General features: G+C 41.6%; 23 protein-coding genes. 16 read left to right on the plus strand and 7 right to left on the minus strand.

Features of this window, described 5'->3' with window-relative positions; translation table 11 throughout:
- The first annotated feature begins 165 nt into the window (after positions 1-165).
- Both V6Z54_RS15375 and V6Z54_RS15380 read left to right on the plus strand, forming a co-directional pair.
- A complete protein-coding gene (locus V6Z54_RS15375; protein WP_269103305.1) occupies positions 166-1,116 on the plus strand; it encodes an MBL fold metallo-hydrolase in 951 nt (316 codons plus the stop codon).
- 12 nt (positions 1,117-1,128) lie between these two features.
- The gene (locus V6Z54_RS15380; RefSeq protein WP_039179737.1) at positions 1,129-1,905 is read left to right on the plus strand and encodes an SDR family oxidoreductase; all 777 of its coding nucleotides are present in this window, start codon (positions 1,129-1,131) and stop codon (positions 1,903-1,905) included.
- 63 nt (positions 1,906-1,968) lie between these two features.
- Here V6Z54_RS15380 and V6Z54_RS15385 read toward each other — a convergent pair whose 3' ends face one another.
- On the minus strand, positions 1,969-3,297 hold the full coding sequence (locus tag V6Z54_RS15385) for a CoA-disulfide reductase (RefSeq protein ID WP_305960284.1): 1,329 nt from the start codon (positions 3,295-3,297) through the stop codon (positions 1,969-1,971).
- Positions 3,298-3,485: 188 nt separating this feature from the next.
- Here V6Z54_RS15385 and coaA point away from each other — a divergent pair, with 188 nt between their 5' ends.
- Positions 3,486-4,445, plus strand: coding sequence for a type I pantothenate kinase (gene coaA, locus V6Z54_RS15390; protein ID WP_024428044.1), 960 nt, complete (start codon positions 3,486-3,488; stop codon positions 4,443-4,445).
- Between the two features lie 33 nt (positions 4,446-4,478).
- Here coaA and V6Z54_RS15395 read toward each other — a convergent pair whose 3' ends face one another.
- From V6Z54_RS15395 to V6Z54_RS15410, 4 genes are all read right to left on the minus strand, one after another.
- On the minus strand, positions 4,479-5,714 hold the full coding sequence (locus tag V6Z54_RS15395; RefSeq protein WP_041086039.1) for an MFS transporter: 1,236 nt from the start codon (positions 5,712-5,714) through the stop codon (positions 4,479-4,481).
- Positions 5,715-5,913: 199 nt separating this feature from the next.
- Positions 5,914-6,258: a YolD-like family protein gene (locus tag V6Z54_RS15400; RefSeq protein WP_041086037.1), complete on the minus strand. Its 345-nt coding sequence runs from the start codon at positions 6,256-6,258 to the stop codon at positions 5,914-5,916.
- Between the two features lie 15 nt (positions 6,259-6,273).
- Entirely contained in the window at positions 6,274-7,506 is a 1,233-nt protein-coding gene (locus V6Z54_RS15405) for a DNA polymerase IV (protein WP_338527980.1), read from the minus strand.
- Between the two features lie 152 nt (positions 7,507-7,658).
- Entirely contained in the window at positions 7,659-8,108 is a 450-nt protein-coding gene (locus tag V6Z54_RS15410; protein WP_073979648.1) for a YfmQ family protein, read from the minus strand.
- A 273-nt stretch (positions 8,109-8,381) separates the two neighbouring features.
- Here V6Z54_RS15410 and V6Z54_RS15415 point away from each other — a divergent pair, with 273 nt between their 5' ends.
- From V6Z54_RS15415 to V6Z54_RS15435, 5 genes are all read left to right on the plus strand, one after another.
- Entirely contained in the window at positions 8,382-8,861 is a 480-nt protein-coding gene (locus tag V6Z54_RS15415; protein WP_041086032.1) for a GNAT family N-acetyltransferase, read from the plus strand.
- A complete protein-coding gene (locus V6Z54_RS15420; RefSeq protein ID WP_073979649.1) occupies positions 8,858-9,832 on the plus strand; it encodes a GNAT family N-acetyltransferase in 975 nt (324 codons plus the stop codon). The genes V6Z54_RS15415 and V6Z54_RS15420 overlap by 4 nt, the downstream gene beginning before the upstream one ends.
- A gap of 79 nt (positions 9,833-9,911) precedes the next feature.
- Positions 9,912-10,238, plus strand: a complete 327-nt coding sequence (locus tag V6Z54_RS15425) for an iron-sulfur cluster biosynthesis family protein (RefSeq protein ID WP_041086027.1) — start codon at positions 9,912-9,914, stop codon at positions 10,236-10,238.
- 12 nt (positions 10,239-10,250) lie between these two features.
- Positions 10,251-10,490, plus strand: a complete 240-nt coding sequence (locus tag V6Z54_RS15430; protein ID WP_024422884.1) for a YqkC family protein — start codon at positions 10,251-10,253, stop codon at positions 10,488-10,490.
- 300 nt (positions 10,491-10,790) lie between these two features.
- Positions 10,791-12,053, plus strand: a complete 1,263-nt coding sequence (locus tag V6Z54_RS15435; protein ID WP_024428051.1) for a tetratricopeptide repeat protein — start codon at positions 10,791-10,793, stop codon at positions 12,051-12,053.
- 26 nt (positions 12,054-12,079) lie between these two features.
- On the opposite strand, the gene V6Z54_RS15440 is transcribed toward V6Z54_RS15435, so the two are convergent.
- Positions 12,080-13,006, minus strand: a complete 927-nt coding sequence (locus tag V6Z54_RS15440; RefSeq protein ID WP_338527471.1) for an alpha/beta hydrolase — start codon at positions 13,004-13,006, stop codon at positions 12,080-12,082.
- Positions 13,007-13,129: 123 nt separating this feature from the next.
- Between V6Z54_RS15440 and V6Z54_RS15445 the strand changes: the two genes are divergently transcribed.
- Positions 13,130-13,354, plus strand: coding sequence for a YqkE family protein (locus V6Z54_RS15445; RefSeq protein ID WP_059377147.1), 225 nt, complete (start codon positions 13,130-13,132; stop codon positions 13,352-13,354).
- Between the two features lie 430 nt (positions 13,355-13,784).
- Positions 13,785-13,892: an LCI fold-containing protein gene (locus tag V6Z54_RS15450; RefSeq protein WP_231120193.1), complete on the plus strand. Its 108-nt coding sequence runs from the start codon at positions 13,785-13,787 to the stop codon at positions 13,890-13,892.
- Positions 13,893-14,004: 112 nt separating this feature from the next.
- Here V6Z54_RS15450 and V6Z54_RS15455 read toward each other — a convergent pair whose 3' ends face one another.
- A complete protein-coding gene (locus V6Z54_RS15455; protein WP_338527981.1) occupies positions 14,005-14,928 on the minus strand; it encodes an aldo/keto reductase in 924 nt (307 codons plus the stop codon).
- A gap of 168 nt (positions 14,929-15,096) precedes the next feature.
- Between V6Z54_RS15455 and V6Z54_RS15460 the strand changes: the two genes are divergently transcribed.
- From V6Z54_RS15460 to spoIIM, 6 genes are all read left to right on the plus strand, one after another.
- Complete coding sequence (locus V6Z54_RS15460; RefSeq protein WP_041086019.1) at positions 15,097-15,654, plus strand: NUDIX hydrolase; 558 nt, start codon at positions 15,097-15,099, stop codon at positions 15,652-15,654.
- Positions 15,651-16,832: a TIGR00375 family protein gene (locus tag V6Z54_RS15465; protein WP_073979651.1), complete on the plus strand. Its 1,182-nt coding sequence runs from the start codon at positions 15,651-15,653 to the stop codon at positions 16,830-16,832. Before V6Z54_RS15460 ends, V6Z54_RS15465 begins: the two co-directional genes overlap by 4 nt.
- Entirely contained in the window at positions 16,819-17,271 is a 453-nt protein-coding gene (locus V6Z54_RS15470) for a GNAT family N-acetyltransferase (protein WP_041086016.1), read from the plus strand. Before V6Z54_RS15465 ends, V6Z54_RS15470 begins: the two co-directional genes overlap by 14 nt.
- Positions 17,272-17,339: 68 nt before the next feature.
- On the plus strand, positions 17,340-17,561 hold the full coding sequence (locus V6Z54_RS15475) for a hypothetical protein (protein WP_039179694.1): 222 nt from the start codon (positions 17,340-17,342) through the stop codon (positions 17,559-17,561).
- A 110-nt stretch (positions 17,562-17,671) separates the two neighbouring features.
- Entirely contained in the window at positions 17,672-18,802 is a 1,131-nt protein-coding gene (locus tag V6Z54_RS15480; RefSeq protein WP_338527472.1) for a S8 family peptidase, read from the plus strand.
- Positions 18,803-18,918: 116 nt separating this feature from the next.
- Positions 18,919-19,563, plus strand: a complete 645-nt coding sequence (gene spoIIM / locus V6Z54_RS15485) for a stage II sporulation protein M (protein ID WP_024422873.1) — start codon at positions 18,919-18,921, stop codon at positions 19,561-19,563.
- Positions 19,564-19,618 lie beyond the last annotated feature (55 nt).

The following is a 19,618-nucleotide window of genomic DNA, read 5'->3' on the forward strand; positions in this document are numbered from 1 at the left end:
TATTTGTTGTTCATTATGCAACGATGGACAAGTTTATGTCAATAGGGGCAGTTAAAAAAATTGCCCATCTAAACCGCATGACAGTCTGCCTTTTGCAAGATACAATGAAGTAAGAAGACTGAGTCCCACAATCATGAGTCAAAAAGCAGGAGATGACATATAAAAGTGAAAGAAGACATCATTCAATTATCCATCCCGACGCCGTTTGCCGTTGGGGATGTGCATGCATATGTATTAAAAGGAGAGGCCGTAACCTTAGTAGATTGCGGGCCGATGACAGAAGAGGCAGAGCATGCCTTTGTCACCCAACTAAAGGAACATCGTTTATCGATAGACGATATTGATCAAGTGGTGCTGACCCATCATCATGCAGATCATGTGGGTCTATTGAATTTGATGAAACCTCATGTCCGTGTGATCGGGCACCAGCTAAATGAGCCGTATATTAGTCAGGATCCGGTGTTTAAGCAGCGCCAAGTGGACTTTATGACTCTTTTTTTTCAGCAGTTAGGTGTGCCGCTTCGACAAAATGAGTGTGAAAAAATGGTGAAGCAATCTTATACATATTCTTGTACTTCACATGTAGATGAGGTCATAAAAGAAGGTGATCGTTTAAGCGGGCATGAACACTTCTTTGTGATGGAAACACCCGGACACGCACAGTCTCACCTTTCCTTTCTAGACGAAAGAACGGGGAATTTTATTGGCGGCGACCTGCTTTTGACGACCATTTCCTCAAATCCGTTAATGGAAGCACCGGATGAAGGCGAGGAACGTCAAAAATCACTGCTTCAATATAAAACATCACTCAATCGGTTATTGCGTCTGCCAATCAAGACGATTTATCCGGGACACGGTCAGCTCATCACGGCTCACCATGAATTGATCGAAGAAAGATTTAAGAAACAAGAAAAACGGGCAAACACAATGTATCAGCTGCTCAAACAAAAAGAAATGACAGCCTTTCATCTTTGCCGTAAGCTATTTCCAGTGCTATATGAAGAGGCCTTATTTTTAACGATGTCAGAGACAGTCGGTCAGCTTGATGTGCTCTTAGCGGCTGGGCAAATTGAAGAAGTTGAAAAAGACGGAATCGTCTATTACAGGGCAAACTAAGGAGTGAAACGTATGGGGCGATTGACAGGAAAAAGAATTTGGATTACAGGCGCATCTGGGGGCATTGGTGAAAAAATGGCGTACTTGGCAGCAGAAGAAGGCGCAGAGATCATTATTTCAGCAAGACGAACAGAAAAGCTTACAGATGTGAAAGAAAAAATTGTGAGCGCTGGCGGGGTGTGTCACATCGCTCAGCTTGATGTCAGTCAGCTCGAGGACATTGATCGCGCGTATGAAGAAGTGGGGCCGGTCGATATTTTGGTCAACAATGCCGGCTTTGGTGTATTCGATCTCGTCGAAGATGCGTCCATCGAAGAAATGGTGTCGATGTTTGAGGTGAATGTGTTTGGCTTAATCGCCTGCACGAAAAAGGTCATCCCTGAGATGAAGCAAAGAGGGCAGGGACATATTATCAATATCGCATCCCAGGCAGGAAAGGTTGCGACTCCCAAATCAGCCATTTATTCTGCATCAAAGCATGCTGTTCTTGGATTTTCAAACAGCCTCAGAATGGAGCTGGCAGACTCAGGTATTCACGTAACAACGGTCAATCCAGGACCGATTGCAACAGATTTCTTTACCATCGCTGACCGCAGCGGTGAATATGTGAAGAACGTTGATTTTATGATGCTCAGTGCGGACAAGGTGGCAGGCAAAGTCGTATCTGCCATGATGACAAAAAAGAGAGAGATTAATCTGCCCGGGTGGATGAACGCTGGCAGCAAATTGTATCAGTTATTCCCATTTTTATTTGAAAAAGCAGCACGCAAAGCGTTGATGAAAAAGTAACAAAAAAGAAACCGGTTTTGAACTGGTTTCTTTTTTTGATAAGGCTTCATTGCAGAAGTCTTTCTATATCCGTCTTGCCGCTTGCTGAAGCGGGTCCCATACACTGTTAAAGGGCGGTGCATAGCTAATATCTAAATCTTCAAGGTCTGTTATGGTCAGCTCTTGGTAAAGGGCAGCCGCCACGATATCGATCCGTTTATCTACACCGTTTCTGCCGATGATTTGGGCACCAAGCAAGGTATGGTCATCGCTTCTGTAGATCAGTTTCACTTTCATTTTCTGCGCTTCTGGGTAATACTTCGCGTGATCTGTACTATCAATCGTGATCACGGAGAAAGGAATGTCCGCTGCTTTTGCTTCTTTTTCTGATAAGCCTGTTCTTCCCGCTGTCACTTCCATAAATTTCATGATGGCTGTTCCAGTCACGCCTTGAAACGCCCGGTTTGTTCCTGTCATATGAAAGCCTGCGATTCTCCCTTGTTTATTCGCAGTTGTGCCAAGCGGAATATAATCCAGTGATTTTTTGATGCGGTGATAGGTCGCCGCGCAATCACCAGCAGCATAAATGTCTTTTATATTGGTTTGCATGTATTGATTTACTGCAATAGCGCCATTTTGAAGACGCTTGATTCCGGTATGATGTAAAAAGGAGGTTTGCGGAGTAACGCCGATGGCTATGATGACCATATCTGTTTGAATGGTTTGTTTGTCTGTGATAACAGCTGTGACATGTGACTTGCCTTCTAATTGCTGCACTGTTTCTCCAAGCGACACGTGAATACCCTTGGCGTCAGCCTCTTCTTTAAGGTATATTGCTATATCGGAGTCAAAGCCCGGGCCGAGTGCTGCTCCCCGCTGAATGATATGTACGTTTTTTCCGAGCGCTTTTAAATTTTCAGCCATTTCAAGGCCGATATATCCACCGCCAATGATGGTGACATGTGTGATGTCTTTTTTTAAATGGTTCAAAATGGACAGCGCATGCGGGATGGTTTTTAATACGTGTACGCCTTCTAATGGCTGAGTGTCTAAATCCAGTGTGACAGGGCTTGCTCCTGTTGCAATTAAAAGACGGTCATAGCTTTCTGTAAAAGGTTCTTTTGTTTTTGTATGATGACCCGACACTGTTTTTTGCTCTGGATCAATGGAGGTCACTTCGTGTAAGCATCTGGCGTCAATTCCATATTTCTCACGAAAGGTTTCAGCACTGCGTGCGATCAGCTTACTGTGATGATCAATGAGACCGCCGATCAAGTAGGGAAGTCCGCACTGTCCATATGAGAAAATCTCTCCTTTCTCAAAAGCAACAATGTGTGCATCTGGATCCTCTCTATATATTTGCATAGCGCAGCTCATTCCTGCTGCATCTCCGCCAATCATCACATATTTCATTTGGTGTGCTCCCTTCTATCTATCGTACTGAATACTCTTATTTACCCTCATATTCCTTTTTTTAATGCTTTTTTTCGCAAAAGAAGCAAACTTTCGCTGAAAAATAAAGACAGCGCCTTCATTTTAAGCTACAATCGGATTATCGTCTTTTTGGGTTACGAGTTTAGTGAAGATTGGTGGGAAAGACTTTGAGTGACACGCGACTAGATTTTAATACGCTATACACGCGCCATACGAGAGAGGCCTGGGCCGCTCTTGGAGAATATATGCCGGTATCAGTTTCAGAAGAGGAAGCGAGAGCGCTGCAAGGGTTAAATGACTATTTATCGCTTGAAGAAGTTCGAGATATTTACATACCGCTTATTCGTTTTCTAACATTACATGTCTTTGCAGAAAAACAAAAAAACCAGCATGTGAATGCCTTTTTAAACTACCCGCATCATGCCAAAATTCCCTTTTTAATTGGAATTGCTGGAAGTGTAGCTGTCGGGAAAAGCACAACGGCTCGTATCATTGAAACGCTTTTATCAAGGCTTGGAGATGGGCTGAAGGTGAGTCTTGTGACAACAGATGGCTTTTTATATCCTCAAAAAGAATTAAAGGATCGAGGGCTGATGGAAAAGAAGGGCTTCCCGGAAAGCTATGATGTCAAAGCCCTGCTGTCTTTTTTAAATGAATTAAAATCAGGTAAACAAACTGTGCATGCCCCGGTATATTCTCATCTGACCTATGACCGGCTAGAAGGGGTGTATGAAACGGTAGAGGATGCGGATATTGTCATTATTGAAGGAATCAATGTACTTCAATCACCAGCGCTGGATGATCTGAAGGATGAACCGCGTGTGTTTGTATCAGATTTCTTTGATTTTTCGATTTATGTAGACGCCGCTGAAACGCAAATTCAATCATGGTATAAAGAACGATTTCGTTTGCTAAGGGAAACAGCCTTCCAAGACCCTGAATCCTTCTTTCATCAATATAAAGATTTGACGGATGAAGAGGCAGATCAAATGGCAAGCACCATTTGGAATACTGTGAACCGCCCTAATTTATATCAAAATATTTTACCGACAAAATATCGAGCTGATCTCATTTTGAAAAAAGGTGATCAGCACAAGGTGGAAGAGATCGCCATCCGCCGGGTATAAAGAAAAAACCGCTCAAACGAGAGAGCGGTTTTTTTAATGATCTCCACTTACTTTAATAGCTACGTCTGCCGCCGATCGCTTTTTTAAACGGTAATATCCTATGAGTAAGAATGGAACGCCTGCGATGGTGATCATTGACAAGACCGTAAAAATGGAGAGGGGATGGGCTGCGCCAAAATAGTCAATGCACAGTCCGCCGACAAATGGTCCGATGACGCTGCCGAGCTGAGAAAATCCCATCGCCCCAAAGTACGACCCCTTCACTTCAGGCTTTGCAATATTGTCTACAAAAAGATCCATCATCGCAAACAGCAGAACCTCCCCAATCGTAAACACGACAATGATGAAAGCAAGCATGCCGAGACTTTGTGAAAAAGCAATGGCAAACAAACTGCCGGCAAGAAGAATATTCCCAGTGGTCAGCGACAAAATGGTGGAGTAACGCTTCGCAATCATGATGAGGGGGTATTGTACGACAATGACAACGACTGCATTTAGAGATAAAAGATATCCAAACAGTTTAGGACCATCCTCAATCATAGGTGACGCGGATAAGTATTGAGGCAGTGTTGAGCTTAAATGCGAATACCCGAACGAACATAAGGTAACGCCGATAAGGATGATGCTAAAGACCGTATCTTTTTGGATAATGGAAAGGGCTTTTTTGACGCTGATTTGTTTCGTGCTTTCTGGAGCAGCAACTGGATGCTTCTGAAATTGCCAGGCCAGTGTTAAACCGTATAACAAATAAATGAAGGCAGCGACAAGAAATGGAAACGTTGTTTTCGATGACCCGAGATATAAGCCAAGCAGCGGGCCGAAGATCACACCAATATTAATGGCCGTATACCGTAAATTAAAAACAAACAACCGAATACTTGATGGGGTGACATCAGATAAGAGTGCCTTAGACGTCGGTTCAAACAGTGCCCGGCACAGTCCATTTAAAGCGTTCATGAGAAAGAAGACCCATATGGCATCTGCAAACGCAAAGCCAACAAAGACAAGTGTCCAGCCGAAGATGGATAGAAGCATGACCTTTTTCCTGCCGATTCGGTCAGAAACATAGCCGCCGTAAAAACTCGCCACGATCCCAATAAGGGAGCTGACGGCAATGATTAACCCAGCTGAAGAAGCTGAAGCCCCTTTGACTTGTGTCAAATAAACGGCCAAAAAAGGAATGCTCATGGACGTCGCCATTCGGCCGAATATGGTGCCGATGATGATCGTCCAACTAAGTGGATGTAAAGTACGTAAGTTATTTTTCATGCTGTTTCTCCCCTGAGTGTTAAGATGTTCCAATCATACATGAAAAATTGTGCAAATTAAATACACAATTTGATGGAGGAGACATCCGCCATATGACAGAGGAGCTCCGAATAGCTCACAAATTTGGAGAGCATGTTTTTTCTGCTGATGCTTCTATGTCTTTTAAATCTGCTGATTCGTACGATCACTTAAAGACCATTTAATCAAGATCAATCGCGACAATTTGCTGTAAGGACAGGTGGAGAACATCTTCATCATTGACGATTTTTATGCGCTGCGTTTCATAATGAATGGCTTTCACCCAGCCCCAAAACTGCTGTTTCATACCTGCTGCAGCATATGTCACGCAAATCGCTTGGTCTTCTGTAATCGACTGTGTGATCAAAAAATTCATTTCCTCTAGCTGATCAGTGCTCAGCGGAGGAGGCGTGTATTCTTTTTTCTTTCGTTTTTGAGCAAGCAGCTGTTCACGGTGCTCTGGGAGCATCATTCGGCTTGATTCCCACATGATGTTGTATCCAGGTGTTAATTTATTGGGATTCATGGCTGTTCGCCTCCGTTATTTGTAATGTCCACCAATTTTTTCGGCGCGGTGATACGCCTGCCCTGCACTTGTTAGTGACGAAGCGTGCAAGAGTGCAGCAGGTCCATATTTCATATGGATGGCATCAAATACTTTGCTGAGTCTGTCTTTTTTTAAATGGTGATCAAATAAACTCAGCTGATATTGGCTGTCAGGCTGCAACTGTGAGAGAGTAATACCTACACTGCGAACGGGCTGGCCGTCCCAGTGCTGCTGGCATAGCTGAATGGCTGCGTCTGCAATATCTGTCCCGTACTGTGTGGGTGAATGGAGCTTGATTTGTCTATGAAATCCAGTCGGATGAGAAAAATCAGCGCCTCTTACGCCAACAGACACCGTTTGCCCAACATAATGCTTAAAGCGCGCCCGTCTTGCCACTTCTTCACTCAATTCAAGAATGGCGACTTTAATGTCCTCAAAGGACGCATAATCATGGGGAAGGGTCATATGATGACCAACCGCTTTTTGCTGATCATGTGTGTGAAGAGTGACCGGGGAAGGGTCGTGTCCTAAAGCTGTTCGCTGTAGAAGCTCCCCATTGATTCCCCAGCGCTTTTTTAGCCGGTCTAACGGATAAGTAGCAAGCGTCCCAATGGTACTGATGCCCATTCGTTTTAAATGGTGCTCCATTCGTTTGCCGACGCCAAATAGTTTTCCGACCGGAAGCGGCCATAAATCAGCCGCAACTCGGTCTGCACGAAGTTCATAGATGCCAGATGTGTTTTTTTTAGCAAAATGGTCACAGGCCATTTTAGCAAGTACTTTATTAGGACCAATGCCAACACGTGCGTAAATGCCCGTTTGGTTCATAATGGTCGTTTGTATATTTTGGGCGATCTCGCGGGGTGAACCGAGTAGTGTCACACTCCCCGTAATATCAAGAAACTGTTCATCAATTGAATAGGGTTCGACAAGATCTGTGTATTGTTCAAGTAGTTCTGTCATCATGACAGAAACATCAATATAACGCTGCATACGTGGACGTACAACGACGGCTTCAGGGCATTTTTCCTGTGCTTCCCATAATCTTGATGCATTTTGTACGCCCCGTTTTTTAGCGAGCGGGCAGGCCGCAAGTACGACCCCGCTCCGCCGCTTGGGATCTCCTGAAACGATGAGCGGTACATCCTTCAAATGGGGAGCCTCCACTTTTTCGACCGACGCATAAAACGACTGCATATCCACAAGCAGAATGGCTCGTTCATTCATCATTTTCACCTCTTAGAACATATGTTCTGTATATATTTTAACCGCCAGAAGGTGAAATTGATACTGGTAAATCATTCAAAGAGAAGAGTGTAAATCCATACAAAAAAGACGAAGTGTCTCCACTTCGTCTCATCTGTGTAAAATGAGCCATTTTAAGCATGTGCCAAGTTATTGGATGTTTGGAGAGGCTCAGAACGCAAACGATAGGCCGTTAGCTTTTTCTTAGGCTTATGGGTAAACTGCCGCACCACATCCACGTGGTCATCGTAATGATACAGATAAAGGGTCACATCATGCTTGCCAAGCTTTGTTTGCATGGTAAGCGGCGTCGGTCCTTCCTGTGGATGAAGAAAACGCTCTTCGTCACCAGGATAAATATAATAGCGTTCAATAAAGATCGCATCATTAAAATGTTGAATAATTTCAGATGTTTGCTGATCATCGAGTGGACGTCCTTGAAACGTCATCGTTGTTTGATCACTTGTTACTTTTGCATGCACCGCATAACGACTAAAAAGGCGTTCAACAACACCGGAAGGCAGCGAAGTGACAAGCAGCTTTAAAAGACTAAACACAACAAGTGAAGTAACAATCCAAACCAATATCATCATCTCCAATAAACATTTGTTCCATTTCCTATATGAACCATCTTAACATAACAAAAGAATAAAGCTTTCACACAAAAAGTGAACTTTTTGAAATAAGTGTGAAGATTTAAAAGGAGATGACAGCGAAAGAACGAAGAACCAACAAAGCTGAAAGGAAAAAAGGCTGATACATCATCTTTACAAACAATCGATCAGACAGGTAGACTATTGAAACAGTTGATTTTTTGTGAAACGGTACAGCTAAAAATGGAAAGGGGCGAGGCCATCATGATACGTCAAGTGAAGCCGTCAGATTTTTATGCGGTCACATCCGTCATTCAAAGCTGGTGGGGAGGCAGAGATTTGCGCGCAAAATTGCCAAAGCTATTTTTCGAACATTTTCAGCAAACAAGTTTTGTCGTTGTTGAAGAAGGTGAACTGATCGGCTTTTTAGTCGGTTTTTTATCGCAATCGCATTCAGATGAAGCGTATATTCACTTTGTGGGGGTACATCCAGACCACAGAAAATTAAAGATTGGCAAAATTCTCTATCAAGCGTTTTATGAAGCGGCTGAAAAGGAAGGAAGAACAACGATTAAGGCGATCACAGCTCCTATCAATAAAGTCTCGATTGCTTACCATACAAAGCTCGGTTTTCAGATAGAAAAGGGAGATAAAACGGTTGATGGCATTTCAGTTTTTTCAGATTACGATGGCATTCATGAAGACAGGGTGCTATTTGTGAAAAAGCTGGAGGCGAAAGCATGATCATTAGACTGGATCAAAAAAATAAAGAACAAGCAAAAGAGCTGTTACATATCCAATTGGCTGCATATCAGCGGGAGGCAGAGCAAATTGGCTATCAAGATTTACCGCCCTTAAAAGAAACAGTTAAAGATATAATAGAAACAAATGAAATTTTCATAGGATTTGAAAAAGAGGGGCATTTGTTAGGGGTCGCTTCATATGAACTGCATGACGATCGGATCATCCTCAGCCGGTTAGCTGTGCACCCTCATCATGTCAAACAAGGAATCGGGACAGCGCTCCTGCAATCCATAATCCAGCATCAAAAAACAATTGAGCTCACAACAGCGGAAGCAAATATACCAGCAATCAAGCTTTATGAAAAACTAGGGTTTAAACAGAAGGACCGTTTGCAGGTGGAAAACAATCTGATGTTAACAAAGATGGAACGTTTGATGCTTCGAAAAGTGGAAGTGATTGAATACCAATCGAGCTGGCCAAAACAATTTCAAGATGAGCATGACAAGCTGAAAAAGATAGTTGGTGACAACTGGGTATATGGCCACCATATTGGCAGTACTTCAGTCATAGGAATGGCGGCTAAGCCAATTATTGATATCTTGCTAGAGGTGAAGCATATCAGCAGCTTAGATGAGTGTAACCACCTTTTTCGCAAGCTTGGATATGAACCGCTCGGAGAAAATGGACTCAAGGGAAGACGTTTTTTTAGAAAAGGCGGCTTGAACCGAACACATCACGTTCACGCCTATGAAGCCGGACATGATGATGTAAAAAGGCATTTGGTGTTCCGAGATTATTTAAAAGCTGCACCTGATCGTGCCAAAGCCTATTCCGATAAAAAGCGTCAATTGGCAAAAGCCTATCCTGAAGATATGGCAAGTTATATGAAAGGAAAAGATGGGCTCATTAAAGAAATTGAACAAGAAGCGTACAATTGGTCAGAGCAGTTAAAGACAAACGATCAGACATAAGAGCTGGCAGGACGTGAACATGTTTAATTAATGACTGATATGTTACAATGTAACAATCAACGAAAAAAGGATGTTCGGCATGTATATTCATATAACAGAACCAGCAGCAGCGTTCCTTACAAAACAACAAGCAGCGCATGAAACAAAAGAACTGCTCCTTCGATATGATTCAGATGGGTGCGGCTGTGCGGTAAGCGGTGTTCCAATGATTTGGCTCATAGGTGAAAGAACAGGCGAATGGGAAGAGCTCAAGCATAATCAGCTCTTTAAGCTGTACATACACACAGCACAAAAGGTCTTTTTTGACGAGGAAATGACGATTGATTTTAATGAAAAAGCCAACACACTCATGTTGAAAAGTCCTCAACAAATACTCAGCCCGAGAATGGGTATACTTGTAAAGTAAGGTGGAAATGTAGTGGATCAAAAGCTAAAAGTGATACAAAATACGGCACAAAATAAAACATGGGTGTCGTTTTTAAATAACAATCATCCCTATAGCCTTTTGCACTGGTCAATAGGTGGAATGGATTCGGTGAAAAAGGACGTTTGGCTTCTTCAAGATGAAGTCACATTTGAAACGGAAGAATTTCCAACGCTCGAATTAGCTGTCAATTGGATCAAAGAGAATATGGACCAAGTAACAGATGTATTATAAGAGCCCTTTTTCGAAAGGGTTTTTTTCGTGCGTTCATCATCTCATCAAACCGCACGGTTGTCTAATCTGAAAAATGATCTTTTGAAGCGGAAAAAGCAGTTTTCAACAAACAATTCGACAAAATGAGCAAGCTGGAAATAAAAAAATAATGGCTGTAAATGCCGAAAAATAGGCATTCGCAGCGTTTATTGCGGGATACCGAAAACTTTGCGAAAAATGACATTTCATATTTCTTCCATTCGAGGAAATGTGATAGAATACAACATGTATCGTATATGAGAAGGGAGGTGCTAAAGTGAATTGAAGCTCAAGCTGTCATCGCCTCAGGTTGGAATCAAAATAAACGAATGGTATAGGCAGATTTGCGGATTTCATGTGATGAAAGCAGAGAAGCTGAAGGCGGAGATCGAGCAGGAAATCCTCGAAATGGAGCAGGATCAAAACTTGTTATTGTTTTACCAGCTGATGGATTTTCGCCACAAGGTGATGCTTGAATATTTTGAACCGGCAAAGAAAGCCTCAAATGATGAAGAAATTAAGAATTTGCTAGAAACGATCGAACATTCACAAACGAAATTAACGGATATGCTTGAATACTATGTTCATTTTTTCACAGGAATGTTTGAATTTGAACAGCGAAACTATTTAAGTGCTATTGCTTATTACCGCTCAGCAGAAAAAAAGCTCAATCTTATATCCGATGATATAGAAAGAGCAGAATTTTACTTTAAATTAGCAGAAATTTACTACCACATGAAACAAACCCACTTTTCGATGCACTATGCCTTGCAAGCGTTAGATACGTATTCTGCCTACAGAACGTACACGCTGAGAATCATCCACTGTGAATTTGTCATCGGTGCAAACTATGATGATTTGAAATGCTATGAACATGCATTGCCCTACTTTAAAAATGCTCTAAAGCGAGCACGCTCAATTGGAAACCCTCGAGTCATAGGTTCGGCCCTTTTCAACTTAGGTAACTGTTATTATCAAATGAACGATCTTGCGGAAGCAAGCCGTTATCTGAAAGACTCTATTGAAGTGTTTGAAAAGGAGAATTTAACCCATCTTAATCGCTCTCTAGACCCACTATTTATGCTGACACAAATCCTGTTTAAACAAAAACAAATAGAAGAGTCGTTAACCCTCTATCAACAAGGTATTATGAAGGCCTGTGAATTAGAAGATGAAATTTACATCTGCAAATTTCAGTTCTTAAAAGCATTATACGTTGATGCAGACATAACAATCATAGACGATACATTAGACCTGCTCGAGGACAAGCGCTTATACCCAGATATTGAGGAATTGGCACTTGATGCGGCTCATTATTACAATGAGCTTGGACTGTTTGAAGTATCTACCCGGTTTTACGAAAGGAAAATTCAAGCCATATCAAAAATTCAAAATGGGGGTCATTTATATGAAAACGAGTTTGATAGTTCTTTTATTGGCAGCAACTGCAGGATTATCGGTCATGAGTCAGCAGCAATCGGAAGAGAGCCATATGGAGCTTGCGGGCAGACACCATACAACAGTGGTGACTATCGCATAAGTTAGCTCAAAAAGAGGGGACGAACTGCTGTTCATTCTCCTCTTTTATTTTCATTCAATTCAAATCTTTGAAGAAATGCTTGAATTTCTTGCTCATAAGCTTCCTTATTTTCGCTAAAAGACATTGCATGCGCACCGTGTGGCGCAATAAATAACTGTTTGTCACCCTTTTTTCGTGCATATAACTGCTGACTTTGCTCACAGGGGATATAGTCGTCATGGCGGCTATGAATAAAAAGTACAGGTTCTTTCACCTCATCGATCACATCAAGAGGAGAAACTTGCCGGATGCGGTATCCGTCCCGCCATTTTAATACTTGATCACTTAGTGAAAGAATCCATTGCCCTGAAAGGCGAAAATCTGTTTTTAATCGATACAGAAGCTGGTCCTCAAAAGAAGCAAAAGGGCAGTCTGCTATGTAAAAATTGGCGTTTGTTTCCGGCTTTGCGGCATATAACAAGGTCGTGACTGCACCCATTGATTCTCCGTGTATCCCAATGATGGCACTTTCTCCGAGTCTTTGTCTGAGCCACTTTACGATCTTTGCTAGATCTTCTTTTTCATAATATCCATAACTCGTGGTTTTCCCGCCGCTCATCCCATGTCTTCTATGATCATAAAGCAGCACATTCCATCCGAGCTTTTGGAATAATTTCATATACTTAACGGAATTAATCAAACTGACTGTCACACCGTGGCAAAGTACGATTGTGCGTGTTGTATGAGGATACGGCACAAAATAGCCATGTAGATTATAACCAAATGCTGAAGGAATACACACTTTCTCTTTCTTAAGCTGTTGAAATTCCTCGTGATGATAATGGCCTCCATCTGATTCTCGTTTGATGAGCTCTTCATCCGTTAATTTTCGAATATACATCATTTTATTGGTGAAAAAAATGCCGATTACAGCGAGTGGACATAATATGAAGGCAAATATAGCGATCCATTTCTTCATCTAGCCGATTCTTCCTTTCCGGAGTTTTTTCTATGACGATCATACCACATGTTGGTAGATGGGCGTGCCTCTTGCTCAGAAAATAAAACGGATGATACACTAAGTCAAAAGGAGAGAGGCACAATGAAAAAGATCAAGCAGGATCAAGCGAAATTAAAGGACGGCATAAAGGACGATGTCAAACAGCAGCTTCTTCAAATGAAACAGAACCTCGCCGTCGAAACAGAAAAAAGAGAAGAACAAAAACGACAAGACCTCCTTCGGCAGCAGAAAGAAAAAGAAAAAAACAAAAGCTTTTCAGAGCTGCTAGATGAAAGCCATTTAGACTGGAGAAAGTATAAAAGCTAAAAAGGGAGCAATGATGCTCCTTTTTTCATGTGATCATCTTGAGATAGATCCACAGAATAAACATAGGTCCATAAAGAGAAAAGCATTTTTGCCCCCTTCATATCACTTCATTTTAGAATCGTGACAGTATGATTTTTACAGTCAAACGAAACGAAATCCCATAACTTATGTTTGAAATAGAAGTAAAAAGGTGTATCGAAAATATGACCATTAAACCCCTTTTGGTAGAGAGTCATTCTCCTTATAATGAAGATGAATTACAAAAATTGGTAATGAGGATGATTCACGTGAAATTGAGAAAAACAATGGCTGGAGTCGCTTTATCTTTAGGATTGCTTTTACCTGTTTCTGGACAAACTCTTGCACAAAGGCTACTTCAATTGTAGATTGTTCTGTAGCTCCTTTTAAAGGTGCAAGTAATCGATTATGTATGTATTCAGATAATGGTTCTTTTGCAAATAGTTTCAGTCGTTTTGGTATCACATTTTATCTTAAAGGCAAATCTGGAAATTATGCATATTACGAAAGTGCAAGATAAGACAACGGGGCTTTAAGCCCCTCCTTATTTTATATAGAGAAAAACATAAAAAAATGTAGAAAAACATGAGTTTTTCTACAATCTGACGAGATCAAATGATGTGATTTTTTTCTTATTTGGATCGGTGCGCTTCATACACAAACGGTTTTGTATAGTAAGTTAATGCTTTGACTTCTTGGTCACTTAAAGAACGTGCATTTGCTGCTGCTATGTTTTCTTTTAACTGATCCACCGAGCTCGCGCCAAATACAACGGAACTGACCGCAGAATGTTTCAGTACATACTGAATGGACAGTTCAGTGAGGGACAGGTCATAAGCGACTTTCTTTAAAGAAGGAATGATCTGCTGAAGCTCTTCAAATGAATATTGAAGATAGCCGTTTTTTTGAATCGCTGCACTTGCTTGAGAAAGTGGCTTTTCAGTTAATAATCCTTTCGCTAAAGGACCTCTTGCGACGACACTAATGCTTTGTTCTTCAAGAAGAGAGAACCATTCTTCCGGGCGGCGGTCGAGTAAGCTATATTGCATCATCACGCTTACGATATTGGACTTTTTGGCATATTCTTTAATGACATTTGGACGGATAGATGAAATGCCATAATAGCGAATAACGCCTTCCTCTACTAATTCTTCAAAAGCCTCAATTGTTTCATCAATGGGGTCATCAATCGTGCCTCCGTGCAATTGATATAAATCAATATAATCTGTTTGAAGCCGCTTGAGGCTTTGTTTTACTGCTTCCTTTATGTACGCCTTTGAAGGGTCCCAGTCCCAGCCTGGTTTGCCTTTTTCAAAGCGGTTGCCGCCTTTTGTCGCCAAAATCAAATCCTGCCGTCTGTTTTTAATGGCTTTTCCAACAAATTCCTCATTTGTCCCAAAATCATATAAATCGGCTGTATCCAAATAGTTAATTCCGAGATCAATGGCCTCATCTAATAAAGAGAGCGCTTTTTCTTTTTCAGTTCCAAGAGACATGCATCCTAGTGCCGCCTCGCTCACTAAAAGATCTGAGGTGCCAATTCGTCTTTTTTTCAATTCCATCACACTCCTATCCTTTCACAGTAAGTGAAAAAAATCAGGAATTCAAGTTAGGTGATTTCAAATGGCGCATTGAAGCAAGCGTTTCGCTTTTCGCTTCTCTTAAATCATCTATGTTAAAATAAATGAAGTAAAAAGTGAAAGTAGAACGAGGAGCTGACAAAATTGAAGGACTTTGAAGAAAAAACATTATCGTCGAAAGAATTATACAACGGAAAAATCATTGATTTGGTTCTTGAAGATGTAGAATTGCCTAATGGAAAACAAGGCAAACGCGAAATCATTAAACACCCTGGTGCAGTAGCTGTCATTGCACGTACAGACGAAAATAAAATCATCTTGGTCAAACAATACCGTAAAGCACTAGAGAGAGCCATCGTTGAAATTCCGGCTGGAAAACTAGAAAAAGGGGAAGAGCCGGCACATACAGCATTAAGAGAATTAGAAGAAGAAACAGGATATACAACTCAGCAGCTTCAAAAGCTGACGGCCTTTTATACATCACCTGGTTTTGCAGATGAAATTGTTCACATTTATCTAGCAGATCAGCTAGCTCCGCTTGAAGAAAAAAGAGAGCTGGATGAAGATGAATTTGTCGAAGTAATGGAAGTTTCATTAGAAGAAGCCTTGCACCTCATTGAAGAGCAACATATTTACGATGCAAAAACAGCCTATGCCATTCAATACTTACAACTGCAAGAGGTACTTGAGTCAACAAAATGAAGGAATTTTTTGCAGACATCCATATTCATATTGGCAGAACAAGAACAGGCAGAGCTGTCAAAATTACAGGTGCAAGGTCATTGACAATTGACCAAATTCTCATTGAAGCAGCAGAAAGTAAAGGGATGGGGATGATTGGTGTGATTGATGCACAATCTCCAGAAGTCTTAGAAGAGCTAATAGAGGGTGTAAAGGAAGGCCGGTACACGGAACTAAATGACGGCGGTCTATCATTTGGACCGACAGTGCTGCTTTTAGGCAGTGAATTAGAAATCAATGATGATCATTCAAAGGGACCGATTCATGTGCTGGCATTTATGCCCACACTACACAAAATGTCTGAGTTCTCCGCATGGCTTTCGCTTCATATGAAAAATGTGCATTTGAGTTCACAGCGCCTCTATGTTGATGGGAAAACACTTCAGCGCAAGGTTAAGGAGCTAGGAGGATTGTTTATTCCTGCTCATATTTTTACGCCGCATAAAAGTCTATACGGCAAAGGGGTCAACACTTCTTTAACGGAAGTATTTGATCCGGAACTTATTGATGCAGTTGAGCTTGGTCTTAGCTGTGATACGTCTATGGCGTCCCAGCTGAGTGAACTGAACCGGTATCCCTTTTTAACGAATTCAGATGCTCATTCTTTAGGGAAAATCGCGCGAGAATATACAAAAATCAGAATGGATCATGCCTCTTTTGCCGAATTCAAGCTAGCCCTTGAAGAAAAAGATGGCAGAGCTGTCACAGGAAATTATGGACTTGCTCCGCGGCTTGGCAAGTATTATCATACGACCTGCGAGAAATGCGGGGGAAGACCTCACGCACCAGATCAAGAAGGGTGCCACGTATGCGGACATACCCGGATGACAAAAGGAGTAAGTGAGCGTTTAAAAGAGCTTGCTGACCAAGAAAGTGAAAAAAGAACGAGACCTCCTTATGTTCATCAGCTTCCGCTTCAGTTTATTCCGGGTGTTGGACCCAAAACGCTGGAGAAGCTAAAAGCCGTGTTTCACACAGAGATGAATATTCTGCATCAAGCAACAGAACAAGAACTAAAAGCCGTTCTGCCAGAAAAGACAGCGGGCTACATCATCAAAGCAAGAAAGGGTGAAGTCGAACTAATCGCTGGTGGAGGCGGAGTGTACGGTAAGGTGGATATCAATCATGAGTCACATTAAATGGACATGTCAAACGTTTGAACAATTGTCAAAAGAGGATCTTTACTTGATTCTAATGGAAAGAGTCAACGTGTTTGTTGTAGAACAAACATGCCCTTACCCTGAAATTGATCACAGGGACCAAGAAGCAATTCATCTCATCGCAAAAGAGAACGGCACCATTGTGGCTTATTGCCGAATTTTTCAAAACGGGATCGTGTACAAAGAGGCGTCCATCGGCCGCGTTCTTGTGACGCAGGCCGGCCGGAAAAAAGGGTATGGAAAGATGCTACTCATCAAGGCTTTGGAAAAGCTTAGTGAACTAGGTGAAACAAGTGTCAAAATACAGGCGCAGGCCTACCTGAAGTCATTTTACGAATCATTTGGTTTCAAGGCCGTCTCAGATGTTTATGATGAAGATGGGATTCCGCATCTTGATATGGTAAAAACAGAAAGATAGACGTATTTACGTCTATCTTTTTTATGTAACATCGTGTATCATAACGTCAACGAAAGGGGTTTTGCCTAATGGGAAAAAGCAAAGCAAAGAAAAAACGAGAGCATATCCAAAGACAGCACAGCCGAAATCCAGAACTGTCGAGAGGAAACATGCCGCATTTTAGCACACACGAAAGGAAGACAAAAACAAAACAAGAAGTCTTGCAGCACATGATGAAAAAACATAAAGGACGAAATGCTTATGATCACTATCAAGAGGATCATAAGCATTTTTATTTTGCTTTTTTGTGACAACTAGATCAAATAAATGGAAAAATTTAAAAAATAGGACAAACGGTCGTTTCTTTTTGTCTAAAAATGTAGTTAAATGACAAAAAGAAACGAAAGGGAGAGTGGGTATCATGAACGTCAAGTCATTTGGAGCAGGGCTTTGTATGGCAAGTGTGCTTGTGGCATCGGTCATGTTTGGCACGTCAGATATTTCTGCAAAGGAGCAAGTAAAAAAAGAGTACATGATCGGCTTTTCTTCTTCCGTTCAAGACAAAATACAAAAACAGCTTGTAGAAGAAGCTGGCGGGCATGTGAAAGAATCCATAGAGCAAATAGATATGATGAAAGTGTCGTTGAATGAGACATCAAAAAAGAAACTGAATGAAGCAAAAGAAGTGACCTTCATTGAGGAAGACCAAAAAGCAAAAACAAGCAGTCAAACTGTTCCATATGGCATCAAAAGCATCAAAGCACAAAAGGTACATAAACAAGGATACGCTGGACAGAATGTCAAAGTAGCAGTTCTTGACAGCGGTATCGACGGCAAACATGAGGATTTACATGTCACCGGCGGGGTGAGCTTTGTACCGGCAGAGTCAGATCCGCTTGTAGATCCGCATAAACATGGGACGCATGTGGCAGGGACAATTGCCGCTTTAGATAATAAGGTAGGTGTCGTTGGTGTTGCGCCAAAAGCCTCTATCTATGCTGTCAAGGTGGCAGATGAAAATGGTGACGGTTACTATAGCTGGATCATAAAAGGGATTGAATGGGCCATTGAGAATGACATGGATGTCATCAATATCAGTATGGGGGGAGCAAGTGAATCTGAGGCGCTGAAAGAAGCGGTAGATCGAGCGTATGATAAAGGGATTCTCATTGTGGCTTCTGCAGGGAATGAAGGAAGTTATGGCTCTCTCAATACGATTGACTATCCGGCTAAATACAGCTCCGTGATGGCTGTTGCCTCTGTTGACCAAAAAAAACAAAGAGCTTTTGATTCCTCTGTTGGCGAAGAACTGGAAATCTCAGCACCAGGCGTTTCAACGCTGAGCACCCTTCCTCATAACGAATATGGCTACATGAGCGGAACGTCAATGGCATCACCGCATGTAACGGGCGCTGCGGCTGTCATTCTATCAAAACATCCGAATCTGTCAAACGATGAAGTGCGTGAGAGACTGTCAAAAACGGCGACAAAACTTGGAGAACCTTTTTATTACGGTGCCGGGCTTGTGAACGTACAGAAAGCCGCACGATAAATGAAAAAGAGAAAGCAGTGAGCAGGCTGCTTTCTCTTTTTTCTTTCAATAAAACTGTCATGTTTCGTAATCTCTCTCATAGAATCTAGTAACCTTACTATTTGGGAGGAAGACACATGCGGAAAAAGTCTTGGAAGGAGCATCTTCTTCAGCACGTAAAAGATCATCTCTCGATTTATTTATTTGTCTCTGTACTCTTTTTAATGGGTGTGATCTTCGGGGCCATCATTGTCAATAGCATGACATTCAGCCAGAAAGAGGATTTATTCTATTATTTAAATCAATTTTTTGGTCAGCTGACGAATGAGAAAGCAGCAGAATCAAAAGAAATGTTTTTACAAAGCTTCCTGCATCATATGAAATATTTAGGCCTTATGTGGATACTGGGAATATCCATCGTTGGTCTGCCTCTTATCTTTCTTATGATCTTTTTAAAAGGAATTGTTGTTGGATTTACTGTTGGTTTTCTCGTGAATCAAATGGGGCTGAGTGGATTTTTTCTCTCGTTTGTATCGGTGCTTCCGCAAAACATTTTGCTCATTCCAGCCTATTTAGTGATTGGCACCTGTGCGATTGCATTTTCCATCCGTCTCATTGGACAGCTCTTCATGAAAAAAACCATCAGTCAAGCACCCGTCCAGTGGTTTGGCCGGTATGCATCGGTTCTGCTGATGATTTTAGCGCTTGCTGCACTTTCATCTTTTTTTGAATCGTACATATCATTCATGCTGATGAAAAAGCTGGCAGGTGTTCTTTTATAATTGTTATTAATTAATAATCAATTTATTTATCAATTTAAAATGATTATAGTTGGCT

This window comes from Bacillus sp. MAG717A (assembly GCF_036884855.1).
GTDB classification, from domain to species: Bacteria; Bacillota; Bacilli; order Bacillales; family Bacillaceae; genus Bacillus; species Bacillus safensis.